Origin of the sequence: Streptomyces sp. NPDC087263, assembly GCF_044744645.1 — a bacterium.
GTDB lineage: Bacteria > Actinomycetota > Actinomycetes > Streptomycetales > Streptomycetaceae > Streptomyces.
Genome location: NZ_JBIUYT010000017.1, coordinates 35,311 through 50,000 on the forward strand (window position 1 = coordinate 35,311; position 14,690 = coordinate 50,000).

Annotated in this window: 13 protein-coding genes and 1 pseudogene; 8 read left to right on the forward strand and 6 right to left on the reverse strand. The window is 71.6% G+C overall.

The window, feature by feature from the left end; genetic code table 11:
* The first annotated feature begins 16 nt into the window (after positions 1 to 16).
* The 3 genes from ACIPC1_RS38155 (at position 17) to ACIPC1_RS38165 (ending at position 4,141) form a co-directional block, all read left to right on the forward strand.
* On the forward strand, positions 17 to 1,549 hold the full coding sequence (locus ACIPC1_RS38155) for a S8 family peptidase (RefSeq protein ID WP_402525847.1): 1,533 nt from the start codon (positions 17 to 19) through the stop codon (positions 1,547 to 1,549).
* A 107-nt stretch (positions 1,550 to 1,656) separates the two neighbouring features.
* Positions 1,657 to 3,030 carry a CoA transferase gene (locus ACIPC1_RS38160; protein ID WP_402525850.1) on the forward strand — a complete coding sequence of 458 codons (1,374 nt, stop codon included), beginning with the start codon at positions 1,657 to 1,659 and terminating at the stop codon, positions 3,028 to 3,030.
* A gap of 100 nt (positions 3,031 to 3,130) precedes the next feature.
* Complete coding sequence (locus ACIPC1_RS38165; protein ID WP_402525853.1) at positions 3,131 to 4,141, forward strand: CopD family protein; 1,011 nt, start codon at positions 3,131 to 3,133, stop codon at positions 4,139 to 4,141.
* A 142-nt stretch (positions 4,142 to 4,283) separates the two neighbouring features.
* Here ACIPC1_RS38165 and ACIPC1_RS38170 read toward each other — a convergent pair whose 3' ends face one another.
* From ACIPC1_RS38170 to ACIPC1_RS38190, 5 genes and pseudogenes are all read right to left on the reverse strand, one after another.
* Positions 4,284 to 5,327, reverse strand: a complete 1,044-nt coding sequence (locus ACIPC1_RS38170) for a zinc-dependent alcohol dehydrogenase family protein (protein ID WP_402525856.1) — start codon at positions 5,325 to 5,327, stop codon at positions 4,284 to 4,286.
* A 39-nt stretch (positions 5,328 to 5,366) separates the two neighbouring features.
* A complete protein-coding gene (locus ACIPC1_RS38175) occupies positions 5,367 to 6,065 on the reverse strand; it encodes a lysoplasmalogenase (protein WP_402525859.1) in 699 nt (232 codons plus the stop codon).
* Positions 6,062 to 6,940, reverse strand: a complete 879-nt coding sequence (locus ACIPC1_RS38180; RefSeq protein WP_402525862.1) for a sterol desaturase family protein — start codon at positions 6,938 to 6,940, stop codon at positions 6,062 to 6,064. The genes ACIPC1_RS38175 and ACIPC1_RS38180 overlap by 4 nt, the downstream gene beginning before the upstream one ends.
* Before the next feature lie 131 nt (positions 6,941 to 7,071).
* Positions 7,072 to 7,731: a VIT family protein gene (locus ACIPC1_RS38185; RefSeq protein WP_402525975.1), complete on the reverse strand. Its 660-nt coding sequence runs from the start codon at positions 7,729 to 7,731 to the stop codon at positions 7,072 to 7,074.
* Positions 7,732 to 7,944: 213 nt separating this feature from the next.
* Positions 7,945 to 8,744: pseudogene (locus tag ACIPC1_RS38190) on the reverse strand (acetoacetate decarboxylase family protein).
* A 249-nt stretch (positions 8,745 to 8,993) separates the two neighbouring features.
* Between ACIPC1_RS38190 and ACIPC1_RS38195 the strand changes: the two are divergent.
* The 5 genes from ACIPC1_RS38195 to ACIPC1_RS38215 all read left to right on the forward strand — a co-directional run bounded on the left by ACIPC1_RS38195 (position 8,994) and on the right by ACIPC1_RS38215 (position 13,997).
* Positions 8,994 to 9,962, forward strand: a complete 969-nt coding sequence (locus tag ACIPC1_RS38195; RefSeq protein WP_402525864.1) for a DEDDh family exonuclease — start codon at positions 8,994 to 8,996, stop codon at positions 9,960 to 9,962.
* A gap of 144 nt (positions 9,963 to 10,106) precedes the next feature.
* Entirely contained in the window at positions 10,107 to 10,340 is a 234-nt protein-coding gene (locus tag ACIPC1_RS38200; protein ID WP_362508504.1) for a hypothetical protein, read from the forward strand.
* 79 nt (positions 10,341 to 10,419) lie between these two features.
* Entirely contained in the window at positions 10,420 to 11,211 is a 792-nt protein-coding gene (locus ACIPC1_RS38205; RefSeq protein ID WP_402525867.1) for an SURF1 family protein, read from the forward strand.
* A gap of 241 nt (positions 11,212 to 11,452) precedes the next feature.
* The gene (locus ACIPC1_RS38210; RefSeq protein WP_402525869.1) at positions 11,453 to 13,237 is read left to right on the forward strand and encodes a glycoside hydrolase family 15 protein; all 1,785 of its coding nucleotides are present in this window, start codon (positions 11,453 to 11,455) and stop codon (positions 13,235 to 13,237) included.
* A 4-nt stretch (positions 13,238 to 13,241) separates the two neighbouring features.
* Positions 13,242 to 13,997, forward strand: coding sequence for an SDR family oxidoreductase (locus ACIPC1_RS38215; protein ID WP_402525871.1), 756 nt, complete (start codon positions 13,242 to 13,244; stop codon positions 13,995 to 13,997).
* Between the two features lie 112 nt (positions 13,998 to 14,109).
* Here the strand turns inward: ACIPC1_RS38215 and amaP are convergent, their stop codons facing one another.
* Positions 14,110 to 14,688 carry an alkaline shock response membrane anchor protein AmaP gene (amaP, locus tag ACIPC1_RS38220; protein ID WP_402525873.1) on the reverse strand — a complete coding sequence of 193 codons (579 nt, stop codon included), beginning with the start codon at positions 14,686 to 14,688 and terminating at the stop codon, positions 14,110 to 14,112.
* Positions 14,689 to 14,690: the final 2 nt, after the last annotated feature.

Below are 14,690 nucleotides of genomic sequence, written 5' to 3' on the forward strand. Positions count from 1 at the left end.
GAAACTGGAGACACCCATGACAGCGCCTCTCAAGCGCTCCCGCCGCGCCATAGCCATCCCGCTGGGGATGGCCACGGCCACCGCACTCGCCTTCCTGCCGAACGTCAGCGCGTCGGCGGCCGAGGCGGAGGCACCCCAGCAGGTCGCCGCCGACGCGACCGCGCTCAGCTATGTCGTCAACGTCAGCCCCGGGCACGCGCCTTCGTCCACGGTGACGAAGGCGATCGCCGCGGCGGGCGGCACGATCGTGACGTCGTACGACCAGATCGGCGTGATCGTCGTCCACTCCTCGAACCCCGACTTCGCCAAGACGATCCGTGGCGTACGGGGTGTGCAGTCGGCCGGCAACACGCGCAACGCGCCGCTGCCCGCGCAGTCGACCACCGACGTGGGCACTCCGAAGGTGCTCACCGCCGAAGAGGTCGCCGAGGTGACGAACACTCAGGCGGTCGCCGGGCAGGACCCGTTGGAGCCGTTGCAGTGGGACCTGCCTGCCATCAAGGCGGACAAGGCGCACGAGGTGACGCTCGGCAGCAGCAAGGTGACGGTCGCCGTCATCGACACCGGCGTCGACGACACGCACCCCGACATCGCGCCGAACTTCGACCGCGCCGCGTCGGTCAACTGCGTGACGGGCAAGCCGGACACGACCGACGGAGCATGGCGGCCGAGCGCGGCCGAGAGCCCGCACGGCACGCACGTGGCGGGCGAGATCGCCGGTGCCAAGAACGGCGTCGGCATCACCGGCGTCGCGCCCGGCGTGAAGGTCGCCGGCATCAAGGTGGCGACCACGGCCGGCTACTTCTACACGGAGTCCGTCGTCTGCGGCTTCGTGTGGGCCGCCGAGCACGGCGTGGACGTCACCAACAACAGCTATTACACCGACCCCTGGTACTTCAACTGCAAGGACGACCCGGACCAGAAGGCCCTCGTCGACGCGATCACCCGCGCCTCGCAGTACGCCGAGAAGAAGGGCACCGTCAACGTCGCCGCGGCGGGCAACGAGAGCTACGACCTGGCGGCCGACTCGATCACCGACCCGGTCTCGCCGAACGACGGAACCCCCTCGGACCGGGTGATCGACCCGTCCAAGTGCTATGACATTCCGACCCAGTTGCCGGGTGTCGTGACGGTCGCGGCGACCGGCGCGAAGGGCATCAAGTCGTCCTTCTCCAACTACGGCCAGGGTGTCATCGACATCGCCGCGCCGGGTGGCGACTCGACGGCCTACCAGACGCCCGCACCGCCCGCCACGAGCGGTCTGATCCTGGGCCCGCTGCCCGGCGGCAGGTGGGGCTACATGGCCGGTACGTCGATGGCGTCCCCGCACGTCGCGGGCGTCGCCGCCCTCATCAAGTCGACGCACCCGCACGCCTCCGCTGCCCTGGTGAAGGCGCTGCTGTACGCCGAGGCCGACGCCACGCCGTGCACCGACCCGTACGACATCAACAGCGACGGCAAGGTCGACGCGGTGTGCGAGGGCACGAAGAACCGCAACGGCTTCTACGGCTGGGGCACCGCGGACGCGCTGGACGCGGTCACCAAGTAACGGGAAGCGACGTTCGACGAGGCCGGGCGGCCCACTGCCGCCCGGCCTCTGTGCGTCCGGCCCCGGAGGGCGACACGGTGATGCGGTACACCCGGCATAGTGGCCCCATGACTGCTGAGGACACCACGTTCGTCTGGTCGGCCCTGGGTGGCGATCCCGCCCTGGTCCGGCGGATCGAGCACGTCGAACGGGGTGTGCTTCAAGCGCGGCTGCCCGTAAGGGAGTTGGCGCATGCGTGTGTGGGGGCCTGCGCGCTCGCGGGCGCCGAGCTGGCGGCGCGACGGGCCGGGCTCCCCGAGGTGCCCGAGGTGCGGGTCGACGACGGGGCCGTCGCCACGGCGTTCGTGAGTGAGCGGCATCTGCTGGTCGACGGACGGGCGCCGGTGAACTTCGCGCCGCTGTCCCGGTTCTGGCGTACCGCGGACGGCTGGGTGCGGACGCACGCGAACTACCCGCATCACCGCGCGCGGCTGCTGAGCGCGCTCGGACTGCCCGAGGACGTGTCGGTGGACGCCGTCGCCGGGCACCTCGCGGAGCGGTCCGCGGTGGACGTGGAGGACACCGTGTACGCGGTCGGTGGCCTCGCCGTCGCGCTGCGTTCGGCGAAGGAATGGGCGGCGCACGAGCAGGGGGCGGCGGTGGCACGCAGGCCGCTGCTGAGCCGTGAGCGGAGCGACGACGCACCCGTACGCGCGCTCGCGCCGCTCTCCGGTGATCCGCTGCTGCCCGCGGCGGGCGTACGTGTCCTGGACCTCACGCGGGTCATCGCGGGCCCGGTCGCGACCCGTACCCTCGCCCTGCTCGGCGCGGACGTCCTGCGGGTGGACTCGCCGCGGCTGCCCGAACTCCCCGACCAGCACGCCGACACGGGCTTCGGCAAGCGGTCCGCCTGTCTCGATCTCGACCGCGCCACGGACCGGCGGGCCTTCGAGGAGCTGCTCGCCGGGGCCGACGTCGTCGTCACCGGATACCGGCCCGGCGCCCTGGACCGGTTCGGGCTCACCCCTCGGGCGCTGGCGGAGCGGCGGCCCGGGCTGGTGGTGGCGCAGCTGTCCGCCTGGGGCGGATACGGACCCTGGGCCGGGCGGCGGGGCTTCGACAGTATGGTGCAGGTCGCCACCGGGATCGCGGAGACGGAGGGTTCGGCGGAGCGGCCGGGCGCACTGCCCGCGCAGGCCCTCGACCATGGCACGGGGTATCTGCTGGCTGCGGCGGTGCTGCGTTCGCTGACCGAGCAGACGGAGGAGGGCGGGACCAGGATCGTACGGCTGGCGCTGGCGCAGACTGCGGCCTGGCTGGTTGGCGGGCCTGCCCCCGAGCCCTCGCTCGGCTCGTACGAACCAGGGCCCTGGCTCGCTGAGACCGACAGTGGCCTGGGGCGGCTGCGGTACGCCCGGTCGCCGGTGTCCTTCGCGGGCGGGCCGGGCGACTGGGCACGGCCGCCGGGGGTCTGGGGAACCGATCCGGCGCGCTGGTCCTGAGTCGCGGGCCGACCGGAGACGTATCCATGGGCGGAATGCCGTTCCGCCAGTTGTTTCCCTGCACTTGCCCGGATCTGTGACGACTGGTGAAGATCTTGAGGTGACGTTGACGAGACCGAACGCCGAGGTGACCGCCGCCGACGAGCCGGCGCGGCGCCGGGCCACCGGACGGGCCGTCGCCCTGCTCGCCCTGGTGGCGTCGGCGGCCGTGATCCCGCTGCTCGGCCCGCGCGCGGCGCTCGACGGCACCGGAGAGGCCGCGGCCCCCGGCGCCGGGGGCATAGCCCTGCTGCGCATGCTGCTGTTCGCGGCGCTGTGCGTCCCGGCGGGGGAACTGTTCGCGGCCCGGCTGGCCCGCCGCGTGCCGGGCGCGCCTCTGGAGGACGCGCCCCGCAGCTGGGCGCCTTTCGCCGCCGTCGCCGGGCTCGTGGCCGCGCTCGGTCTTGCCTCGGTCGTGGCCACCGGGAACCTGCTGCCCGACCAGCTCTCCGCCATGGACATCGGCGGGCTCTACGAGACCCGGGAGGGCAAGCTGGCGCTCCTGGAGGTCAACGCGTTCGTGGTGGCCGGCCTCTGCACTCTCTACCGTCGCCCCGCCCTCCAGGTGTGGCCGCTGGCCGCGGTGGCGGTCGCGGAGGCGCTGCGCGCCCATCCCACGACGGAGTACAGCCCCCTGGTCGGCTCCGGCCTGACGCTCGTTCATGTGGTCTGCGCGGCGCTGTGGACCGGCGGTCTGCTGCATGTGCTGCGGATGCTGCGGAAATGGGGTCCTTCGGAGGCGGGGGTCGCGCTATTGGGCCTCTACGCGCGCGTGGCGGTCGTCCTGTTCGCGGCGCTCACCGCGACGGGCACCTGGAGCGCGCTACGCCGGATGCCGCCGGGGACGGTCCTGGACCAGCTCACGACGACGGCGTACGGGCGCACACTGCTGGCCAAGGTGCTTCTGGTGGCCGTCGTGGCCGTCCTGGCCCTGAGTGCGCGGCTCAGGCTGCGCGGGGCCGCGGACCCGCTCAGCACCTGCTCCCCCGCGCGTGCGGAGGTCGTGGCACTGGGCATGGTCGTCGCGGTGTCGGGCGTGCTGACGGCGGTGCCCCTGCCGATCAGGTGGTGAGCCTTTTCCCAGGGCTTCAGCTGGTGACAGGGCTTCAGCTGGTGACAGGGCTTCAGCTGGTGACAGGGCTCCAGAGGGTGGCGGAGCTTCAGCTGGTGGCGGGGCTTCAGCTGGTGAGAGGCCTCCAGAGGATGGCGGGGCTTCAGCTGGTGATGAGCACCTTGAGGGCCGTGCGCCCGTCCATCGCCTTGTAGCCGTCGGGCACGCCCTCCAGGCCGACGGTCACGTCGAACACCGGCGACGGGTCGATGGTCCCGTCGAGGACGTCGGGCAGCAGCTCCGGGATGTACGCCCGTACCGGTGCGACCCCGCCGCGCAGGGCGATGTTCCGGTCGAACAGCACGCTCAGGTCCAGGCCCGTACCGCTGCCGTGCGGGACCCCGACGAAGCCGATGGCGCCGCCGTCGCGGGAGATGTTCACGGCCGTCGCCATGGACTGCTCGGTCCCGACCGCCTCGATGACGCAGTGCGCGCCCTGGCCGCGGGTCAGCTCGCGGACGGCCTCGACGGCCGCCTCGCCGCGCTCGGCGACGATGTCCGTGGCACCGAAGCGGCGCGCGATGTCCGTACGTACCTGGTGGCGTCCGAGCGCGATGATCCGCTCGGCGCCGAGCCGTTTGGCGGCCAGCACGGCGCACAGCCCGACGGCACCGTCCCCGACGACGGCGACGGTGGCGCCGTCGTGGACCCCCGCGCCGACGGCCGCGTGGTGCCCCGTGCCCATCACGTCGGACAGCGACAACAGGGCCGCCAGCAGGTGGTCGTCGGAGGCCGCCTCCTTGGGCAGTTGTACGAGGGTGCCGTCGGCGTAGGGGGTGCGGACGGCCTCGCCCTGCCCGCCGTCGTAGCCGACGTCGCCCCAGATGCCGCCGTGCTCGCAGGACGTGGTGAGCCCCTCGCGGCAGTACGCGCACACTCCGTCGGACCACATGAAGGGCGCCACGACCAGGTCGCCACGCTTGACGCCGGTCACCTCGGAGCCGGTCTCCTCGACGATGCCGAGGAACTCGTGCCCGATCCGCTGGCCCGGCTCCCGGGGCGACTCGCCGCGGTACGCCCACAGGTCGCTGCCGCAGATGCAGGACCGCAGCACCCGGACGACCGCGTCGGTGGGCAGCTGCACCACGGGCTCGGGCACGTCCTCCACGCGCATGTCATAAGGGGCGTGGATGGTGGTGGCGCGCATGGCGAGGCTCCTTCTCCTGCGGGGCGTCTGCGGCTGTGCTCAGCGGTTCGCCGAGCACAACTCACCGTACGCCGCCCCCGGTGCGGATTGCGCGCCGAGCCTGCCCAGCACGCCTTTGACCAGCAGGAACTGGGCGGCGGCGTAGGTGAGCATGATCCAGAAGTCGGGCCTCGGGAGCTGTGGCCAGTCGGCGACCCCGGTCGCGATGAGGGTGTCGGAGAGCAGGAAAAGGGCGCCGCCGAGGCCTGCCACGAGTCCGAGCCGGGTCGCGCCGTACGCCATCGCGGTGAGCAGCAGGCTGTACCCGGCGACGGGGAGGCGCAGTTCGGCGGGGAGGTCGGGCCACAGCAGGGTGACGGTGGCGACCAGGGCGATGCCGTACGCGCCGAGAAACCACGCTCCACGCGCGCGGGGAGCACTTTTGAACAACGCGAGATAACACGCGTGCCCCGCAGCGAAGGAGGCCATCCCGGCCAGGAAGGCGGGGTCCGCGTCGAACAGCAGAAGGGTGTCGCCGCCCCAGCCGAAGAGCAGGGCAGCGACGAGCAGCCAGGGACCGCCGCGCGCGGCCACGTGAGCGGCGAGCAGGGGCATCAGAAGCGGCTTGGCGACCGTGTGCCCCGGGTCGAAACCGGCGGCCGTCGAGACGAGGTCCACGGCGGCCGCCGCACCGAAGGAGACGAGCAGCACGCGCGCGAGGCGTGGGTTCACGCCCACGCGCGCGAGGCGTGGGTTCACGCGACGGGCTCGGTGATCGGTGTCTTCGCAGCGGACTTCGGCGCCGGCTGCCAGCCGGGCCCGCGGAAGATCCGCCCCGCGCGCTCGCGCCAACTCCCCGCCGCTCTCAGGTCCCTGGCGATGGCGGCGTACTCGTGGGTGGCGACGCGCAACGGGTTGTACGTGGAGATGTTCTTCGTGAGTCCGTAGACGGGCCGCTCGGTCTCCTCGACGAAGGTCCCGAAGAGCCGGTCCCAGACGATGAGGATCCCCCCGAAGTTGCGGTCCAGGTAGCCGCCCTGGGAGGCGTGGTGGACGCGGTGGTGGGAGGGCGTGTTGAAGACGAACTCGAAGGCCCGGGGCAGCTTGTCGATGCGCTCGGTGTGGATCCAGAACTGGTAGACGAGGTTCGCGGACGAGCAGAACGCGAGCGCCGCGGGATGCACGCCGAGGGCGATGAGCGGGACATAGAAGGGCCAGACGGTCCAGGTCGTCCAGGGCTGGCGCAGGGCGGTGGTGAGGTTGAACCTGCGGCTGGAGTGGTGGACGACGTGGCAGGCCCAGAGGATGCGGATGACGTGGTGTCCGCGGTGCGACCAGTAGTAGAAGAAGTCCTGCCCGAGCAGCATCAGCGGGACGGTCCACCACAGGACGGGCACCTGGAGGGGGGTCAGTTCGTAGATCGCCGTGTAGAGGGCGACGATCGGGATCTTCCACAGGAAGTCGAAGGCGAGGCTGCCGAGCCCCATGCCGACGCTCGTCGCGGCGTCCTTCGCCTCGTACCCCGCGGCAGCGCCATCGGCGGCCGGATGGATCCGGACACTCACCACCTCGATCACGGTGAGCAGCACGAAGGCGGGTATCGACCACAGCACGACATCGGGCAGGTTCGGCATGGGTGAACCGTAGAGCCGCTGATGGGCCCCGGCTAGGGGTTGTTACTGACAAGTATTACCGGTGGTACGCGCTTGCTTCTTGGCGGTCTCCGCCAATGGCCGCCCCTGGCCCGGGGCCCTGAACAGGTCGCTCACACCCCTGTCGCCCCCAGCAGGACCCCTGCCGCGTAGGTCACCGCCATCGCCAGCGCGCCCCCGCTCACGTTCCGCAGCACCGCCCGTCGCGCACCCGCCGCGCCCAGACCCGCGCTCACCCAGCCGGTGACGACCAGGGCGGCGAGGACCGAGAGCACGGTGACGGGCACCCTCCAGTCGCTCGGCGGGAGGACGATCGCGAGCAGGGGCAGGAGCGCGCCGATGGTGAACGACAGGAAGCTCGCCCATGCCGCGTGCCACGGGTTGGTGAGGTCGTCGGGGTCGATGCCGAGCTCCACGCGCGCGTGGGCCTGGAGCGCGTCCCGTTGCGTGAGCTGCTCGGCCGCCTCAAAAGCCACGTCCCGGGTCAGGCCCCGCCCTTGCAGGAGCTGGGTCAGCTCCTCGAGTTCGGCCTCCGGCTCTTCCCTGAGCTCCCGTTTCTCCACCGCCAGCGCGGCCTTCTCCGAGTCCAGCTGGGTGGAGACCGAGACGTACTCGCCCGCCGCCATGGACATGGACCCGGCCAGCAGCCCCGCGAGCCCGGCGGTGAACAGCACGGAGCGGTCACTGGTGGCACCCGCCACGCCGACCACGATGCCCGCGGTGGAGACGATGCCGTCGTTGGCGCCCAGGACGGCGGCACGCAGCCAGTTCAGCCGGGAACCGAGGGCGCCGCCGTGGGGTTCGTCGTGAAACTCGACGTGCGGCTCTTCGTCGGGTTCGTCGTGGGTTTCGTCGCGCGTGGGTTCGCTCACACGGGGAGGATCGCACCCCGGGCGCCGCCCACGGCGTATCGACCCGTCACCAGACGCGTACCGACCCGTCGTCACACGCGCTGACGACTCTGGCCTGCCCCTCCGTCAGATCCATCAGAGGCTCCCCTCGGGCGGCGGCCCGTCGAGGATCTGCCGCGGATCGTCGTGGCGCTGGTGGATGTACGGCAACAGGGCCTGGACTCTGACGCGTTCGACGACCCTGCCGCGCAGGTCGGTGGTCTTCTCACCGAGGGTGATCTCGACGAGCCGTCGTACGGGGAGGTCGGCGACCGGGTCGTACATCGACTCGCGCAGGACGACGTCCCCGGTCACGCGCTCCAGCTTGCGCACCCTCTCGCTGCGCAGGCAGTGCACGAGGACCGCCTCGGCGTCGAAACCCGAACCATCCACCGCGGGAAGGAACTTGACGGAGAAGTCGGTCTTCCGGACGGGCTCGGGCAGCGGCAGGTCACCACTGACGGCGCCGCGTACCTCTACGAACGCGATGCCGTGCCGGGCGGGTGCGGCGTGTACGACGAGACCGTCGCGCTGGAGAGGCACCTCGCCGAGCTTGCTGGGCTCCCCGAAGACCTCAAGCCCGCCGATGAGGGCCCGTTCGCGGGTCATCGGCTGACGAGCGGATACCAGCCCTCGACGCCGTCGTGTGCTGCGGCGACGGCGAACGAACCGGCGCCCAGCGGGTGTCCGGCCAGGTCGACCCTGCTGATGCCGACCCGCACCAGCGGCCACCCGGTGGGTTCGAGCGGGGGCGGCAGGACCGCCGCGACCGCGCCCGGGTCGCTCTCCCAGAGGGCCACCACGCCGATGGACCGGATGTCGGGGAGTTTCGAGTTCGCGGTGCGCGCGGCGGCGATCTCCGCCTCGGTCCGCGCGCCGTACCTCACTCGTGCCATGTCTCGTACCGCCCTTCACAGGCCGCCGTCCACCGGGCGCGCAGCACGTTGGCACCGGGCGGGCGAAAGGTCCATGGCCGTGCGCAGCGGGCTTCGCGCCGGCCACGCACGGGCGGACTCGGGCGAAACCCGCGCAACTCCCCGTACTCGCCCTGAGGGCCGCCCGCGGCGTGGGTGTCTGACGGACCCTCCGACAAGTGCGGAGTCCGGGGACAGGACTGTCAGTCGCGCCCCGTATTCTCAGTGACCATGCTCGAAGACCTGACGACCGCAGCGTCCCCCGTCTCCTGGCCGACCGCGTATCCACAGGGGTACGCGGTCGTCGACGTCGAGACCACAGGGCTGGCCCGGGACGACCGGATAATCTCGGCCGCCGTCTACCGGCTGGACGCGCGCGGTGAGGTCGAGGACCACTGGTACACGATGGTCAACCCGGAGCGGGATCCGGGCCCGGTGTGGATCCACGGCCTGACGAGCGACGTACTCGAAGGCGCCCCGCTCTTCCAGGACATCGCCGAGGAGTTCGCCGACCGGCTCGCGGACCGCGTGCTCGTCGCGCACAACGCGGTCTTCGACTGGTCGATGATCGCGCGGGAGTACGCACGCGCGGACCGCGAGGCGCCGGTGCGGCAGCGGCTGTGCACCATCGCGCTCTCCAAGGAGTTGGGGCTTCCGCTGCCCAACCACAAGCTGGAGTCGCTGGCCGCGCACTTCGGCGTCGTACAGCAGCGGGCGCACCACGCGCTGGACGACGCGCGCGTGCTGGCCGAGGCGTTCCGGCCGAGCCTGCGGGCCGCCGCGCACCGCGGCGTCCGGCTGCCTCTCCTGGAATGCCGTCCGCTCACGGAGTGGTCCTCCAGCCCGTCGATCGGCCGGCAGTCCGGCGGCGGTTACCCGTCCGGGAGTTGGCGGCCCTCGCGCAAGCGCCCCGCCTGCCCCCATCCCAACCCGGGCCGCTACGAAGCGGACAGGCCGCTCAAGCAGGGCATGCGGGTCGCGTTCTCCGGGGACACGTCCATCGACCGTGAACTGCTGGAGGACCGCGCCGCCGAGGCCGGGCTGCATGTCGCGACAAGCCTGTCCCGGCTCACCAGCCTGCTCGTCACGAACGATCCCGACTCCAGTACGTCCAAGGTGGTCAAGGCCAGGCAGTTCGGGACACCGGTGATCGACGAGGCGGCGTTCGGGCAGCTGCTGCGGGATGTGGACCCGGCGTAGCCGGCCCCACGGGCGTGGGCGTCACAGGCCCCACCGACGTGAGCGTCGCCGACCTCACCGACAGGGGCGTCAGACGGGTGATTGCGTGGCGACTCGCCCGGCGTCCACTCGCCCGCGCCCCGTCGGCGCCCCACCCTGTGGCGCATGGCGAGATGTGAAGTATGTGGCAATGACTACGGCATGACCTTCGAGGTGCACGCGCAGGGCGCGGTGCACGTCTTCGACTGTTTCTCCTGCGCGATCCACCGGATGGCCCCGATCTGTGAGCACTGTCGGGTCCAGATCATCGGCCAGGGTGTCGAGGTCGAGGGCCACTGGTTCTGCGGCGCACACTGCGCCCGCGCGGAGGGGAAGGTGGGGATCATCGACAAGGCCTGAGCCGCTGCCGACGGTCCAGGTCCGCGCCGACCACGCACCCCCCTCAGTACGCCCCACGACCGAGTTGTACGGTCGTGGGGTGTACCGCTTCCTGTTGTCCCGGCAGTGGGTGATTCTCACCCTCGTGGCCCTCGCGCTCATCCCCACGATGATCAAGCTGGGCTACTGGCAGCTGCACCGGCACGAGCACAAGGTCGCGCTGAACACGGTGATCGCCGACTCCCTGGCCGCCACGCCGGTGCCCGCCGAGTCGCTCACCGCTCCGGGTCAGGAGATCAGGCACGACGACCTCTTCCGCCGGGTGACCGCGACGGGCCACTTCGACACCGCGCACGAGGAGGTCGTACGCCGTCGTACCAACTCCGACGGTGAGGTCGGATACCACGTCCTGACCCCGTTCGTGCTGGACGACGGCCGGGTCCTGGTGGTCAACCGGGGCTGGATCGCGGCGGACGCCTCACAGAGTGCGTTCCCGAAGATCCCGGCGCCCGCGACGGGCGAGATCACCGTCACCGGCAGGCTGATGGCCGACGAGACGACCGCCGACAGCGGCATCAAGAACGTCCAGGGCCTGCCCGACCGGATGGTCATGCTGATCAACAGCGGGCAGGAGTCGAAGCGGCTCGACGAGCAGGTCCTCGGCGGGTACATCGAGCAGACCGCCCCGGAGCCCAGGGGCGACTCGCCCGAGCTGATCCCCGACCCCGAACACAGCGACATCGGTCCGCACATGGCGTACGCGATCCAGTGGTGGCTCTTCTCCGCGGGAGTCCCCGTGGGCTGGGTGATCCTGGTCCGCCGCGAACGCCGTGACCGGGCGGAGGCAGCGGCGGCGCAGAACGCGCCGGAGGCGGCTCCGGCACCCGTGTAACACCGGGTCCGGCCCCCGAGACCCAGGACCCACCCGTGCGACACCGGACCCGGGACCCCGACCGGCACCCGTACAACACCAGACCGGGACAACCGACCCGCACCCGCACCCGCACCCGTACAACACCAGGCCCCGCCCCCCCAACCCGCACCCGTACAACACCGGCTCCGGGACCCCGCCCCGCACTCACGCCACTCTGGCGGCCCGATTGACGGGCCTCCCGGTCGGGAACCCGTCCACCGTGCAGCGACGCATCGAGGACTACGCGCTCATCGGGGACGAACAAACCGCCGCCTTGGTGGGACGGGACGGCTCCATCGACTGGCTGTGCCTGCCGCGGTTCGACTCCGCGGCCTGCTTCGCCGCGCTTCTTGGCGACGACGAGCACGGCCACTGGCGGATCGCGCCCAAGGGAGCGGGTGACTGCACCCGCCGCGCCTACCGCCCCGACACACTCGTGCTCGACACCGAGTGGGACACCGACGAGGGATCGGTCCGGGTGACCGACGTGATGCCGAAGCGCGACGGCACCCCCGACCTCGTACGCGTCATCGAAGGGCTGAGCGGCCGGGTGACGATGCGCGGCCTGCTCCGGCTGCGCTTCGACTACGGCCTGGTGGTGCCGTGGATGCGCCGGTCGGACGGCCACCATGTGGCGGTCGCGGGCCCGGACGCGATGTGGCTGCGCAGCGAGCCGCCCGTGCGCACCTGGGGCAAGGACTTCCGTACGTACTCGGAGTTCACGGTCGCCGAGGGCGAGAAGGTCGCCTTCGTCCTGACCTGGCATCCCTCGCACCGGCCGCGCCCGCCGCTGTGCGACCCGTACGAGGCTCTACAGACCAGCGTCGAGGAGTGGCAGGCGTGGTCGGCGCGCTGCCATCACGGCGGACCGCACCGGGACATCATCATGCGCTCGCTGATCACCCTCAAGGCCCTCACGTACGCGCCGACCGGGGGCATCGTGGCCGCCCCCACCACCTCGCTGCCCGAAGAGCTCGGCGGCGTCCGCAACTGGGACTACCGCTACTGCTGGCTGCGCGACTCCACACTCACCCTCGGCGCACTCCTGACGGCCGGTTACCACGAGGAGGCCGAGGCCTGGCGTGACTGGCTGCTGCGCGCGGTCGCGGGCGACCCGGCGGACCTGCAGATCATGTACGGGCTCTCCGGCGAGCGACGGCTCCCCGAGTATGAGATCCCCTGGCTGCCCGGCTTCGCCCGCTCGCGACCGGTCCGGGTCGGCAACGACGCCGTCAACCAGTTGCAGCTGGACGTGTACGGCGAGGTCATCGACTCGCTCTCGCTGGCCCGGAGTTCGGGCATGCCCGTCAAGCCGCACATGTGGCGCGTTCAGGTCGCGCTGATGGAGTTCCTGCGGACGGCGTGGCGGCAGCCGGACGAGGGGATCTGGGAGGTGCGCGGCCCGCGCCGGAACTTCGTGTACTCGAAGGTGATGGCGTGGGTGGCCGCCGACCGCGCCGTACACGCCCTGGAGGCCTACCCGAACCTCGACGGTGATCTGGACGGCTGGCGCGCGATGCGGGACGAGGTGCACCGGGAGGTGTGCGAGCGCGGCTTCGACCCCGAGCGGAACACGTTCACGCAGTCCTACGGTTCACGGGAGCTGGACTCCTCAGCGCTGCTCATCCCCCGCGTCGGCTTTCTGCCGTACGACGATCCCCGGGTGATCGGGACGATCGACGCGGTCCGCGACGAGCTCGGCCACAGCGGTTTCCTGCGCCGCTACAGCGTCGAGGCGAACGACGTCGACGGGCTGCCGGGCGACGAGGGTACGTTCCTGGCCTGCTCGTTCTGGCTGGCGGAGGCACTGCATCTGACGGGCCGTACCCAGGAGGCGCGCGAGCTGTTCCAACGGCTGGTGTCGGTGGCCAACGACGTGGGCCTGCTCGCCGAGGAGTACGACCCGCTGGCCGGCCGCCAGCTCGGCAACTTCCCCCAGGCGTTCAGCCATATCGGCCTGGTGAGCGCCGCCTTCGTACTGTTCGGGGGCGAGGGGGCAAAATAGGAGCATGGATCTTGGATTGAAGGACCGTGTGTACGTCGTCACGGGAGCGACCCGCGGCCTGGGCAACGCCACCGCGCGCCAGCTCGTCGCCGACGGAGCGAAGGTGATCATCACGGGCCGCGACGAGAAGACCGCCGCCGAGGCGGCGAAAGCTCTCGGCCCGGGCGCGGTAGGGGTCGCCGCCGACAACGCCGACCCCGCGGTCGCCGAACAGCTCGTCAAGGCCGCGCGGCTGCACTTCGGCCGCTTCGACGGCATTCTGATCAGCGTCGGCGGCCCGGCTCCCGGGTTCCTCGCGGACAACACGGACGAGCAGTGGACGACCGCGTTCGAGTCCGTCTTCCTGGGCGCGGTGCGGCTGGCCCGCACCGCGGCCGCCGAGCTCGGCGAGGGCGGTGTCATCGGCTTCGTGCTCTCGACCTCCGTGCACGAGCCGATCCCGGGACTGACCATCTCCAACGGGTTGCGCCCCGGCCTCGCGGGCTTCGCCAAGTCCCTCGCGGACGAGCTGGGACCGCGCGGTATCCGCGTCCTGGGACTGCTCCCGGCCCGCATCGACACGGACCGCGTCCGCGAGCTGGACGGCCTCTCGGCCGACCCGGAGGCCACCCGCGCCGCCAACGAGTCCCGCATTCCGCTGCGCCGCTACGGCACCCCGGAGGAGTTCGGCCGCACGGCCGCGTTCCTGCTCTCCCCGGCGGCGTCCTACCTGACGGGCATCATGCTGCCGGTGGACGGCGGCGTGCGGAGCGGGTTCTAGGTCCTGTCGTCACATTCCCGTCTGCCTCGCGACTCCGGGCGACGACGGGAATGTGACAACAGGACCTAGGGCCTTCCGGTTCCAGAGCTTCCGGGAGGCTCCGTCCACAGGCTCAACTCACGCGCTCGGCACGGTGTTTGACCCCACGGAGGCGTACCTCCGCGGGAAGCGCGGCAAGGCCCGCCGAGTCGCGCGCGTGTGTGAGCGCCTCCGTGGTCAGGGAGTGCAGCGCGTGTCCGGGGTCCACATGCGGCTCCAGCAGGAGCTGCACGCGTGCCTCGGGGCCGCTGCGCCGTCCGGTCAGCAGGATCTGCGCCCGCTGGACGCCGTCCAACTGCCCTGCCTCGTCGGCGAGTACGCCCTCCAGGGCCCGCCCGCGCAGCAGCGCGCCCTCGCCGTCGCCGGTGTCGACGAGCACCTCGGCGAGCCGGCGGCGCCGCAGCACGGCCGTCAGCCACCACAGGGCGAGCAGCACGAGCACCGCGAGGACGGCGATGACGACCGGCCACCACCAGCCCTCGTCCCGCCACCGTGCGCGGTCCGCGTCGCTGAGCAGCACGTCGTGCCGCCCGTCGTGGATCCACCACGAAGGCGGACCGGCCCCCAGCCCCACGGCGAGCACGGAGCCGCCGACGACGACAAGCGCCAGACCGATGACGCCCAGCAGCACGCGGTTGACGATCCGGAGCATCC

What these genes read in the sequence shown, in the direction of transcription:
- ACIPC1_RS38155 (WP_402525847.1), top strand. Translation starts at nt 17, where the DNA reads ATGACAGCGCCTCTCAAGCGCTCCCGCCGCGCCATAGCCATCCCGCTG.
- ACIPC1_RS38160 (WP_402525850.1), top strand. Translation starts at nt 1,657, where the DNA reads ATGACTGCTGAGGACACCACGTTCGTCTGGTCGGCCCTGGGTGGCGAT.
- ACIPC1_RS38170 (WP_402525856.1), bottom strand. Translation starts at nt 5,327, where the DNA reads ATGCGCGCCACCACCATCCACGCCCCTTATGACATGCGCGTGGAGGAC.
- ACIPC1_RS38180 (WP_402525862.1), bottom strand. Translation starts at nt 6,940, where the DNA reads ATGCCGAACCTGCCCGATGTCGTGCTGTGGTCGATACCCGCCTTCGTG.
- ACIPC1_RS38195 (WP_402525864.1), top strand. Translation starts at nt 8,994, where the DNA reads ATGCTCGAAGACCTGACGACCGCAGCGTCCCCCGTCTCCTGGCCGACC.
- ACIPC1_RS38200 (WP_362508504.1), top strand. Translation starts at nt 10,107, where the DNA reads ATGGCGAGATGTGAAGTATGTGGCAATGACTACGGCATGACCTTCGAG.
- ACIPC1_RS38215 (WP_402525871.1), top strand. Translation starts at nt 13,242, where the DNA reads ATGGATCTTGGATTGAAGGACCGTGTGTACGTCGTCACGGGAGCGACC.
- amaP (WP_402525873.1), bottom strand. Translation starts at nt 14,688, where the DNA reads ATGCTCCGGATCGTCAACCGCGTGCTGCTGGGCGTCATCGGTCTGGCG.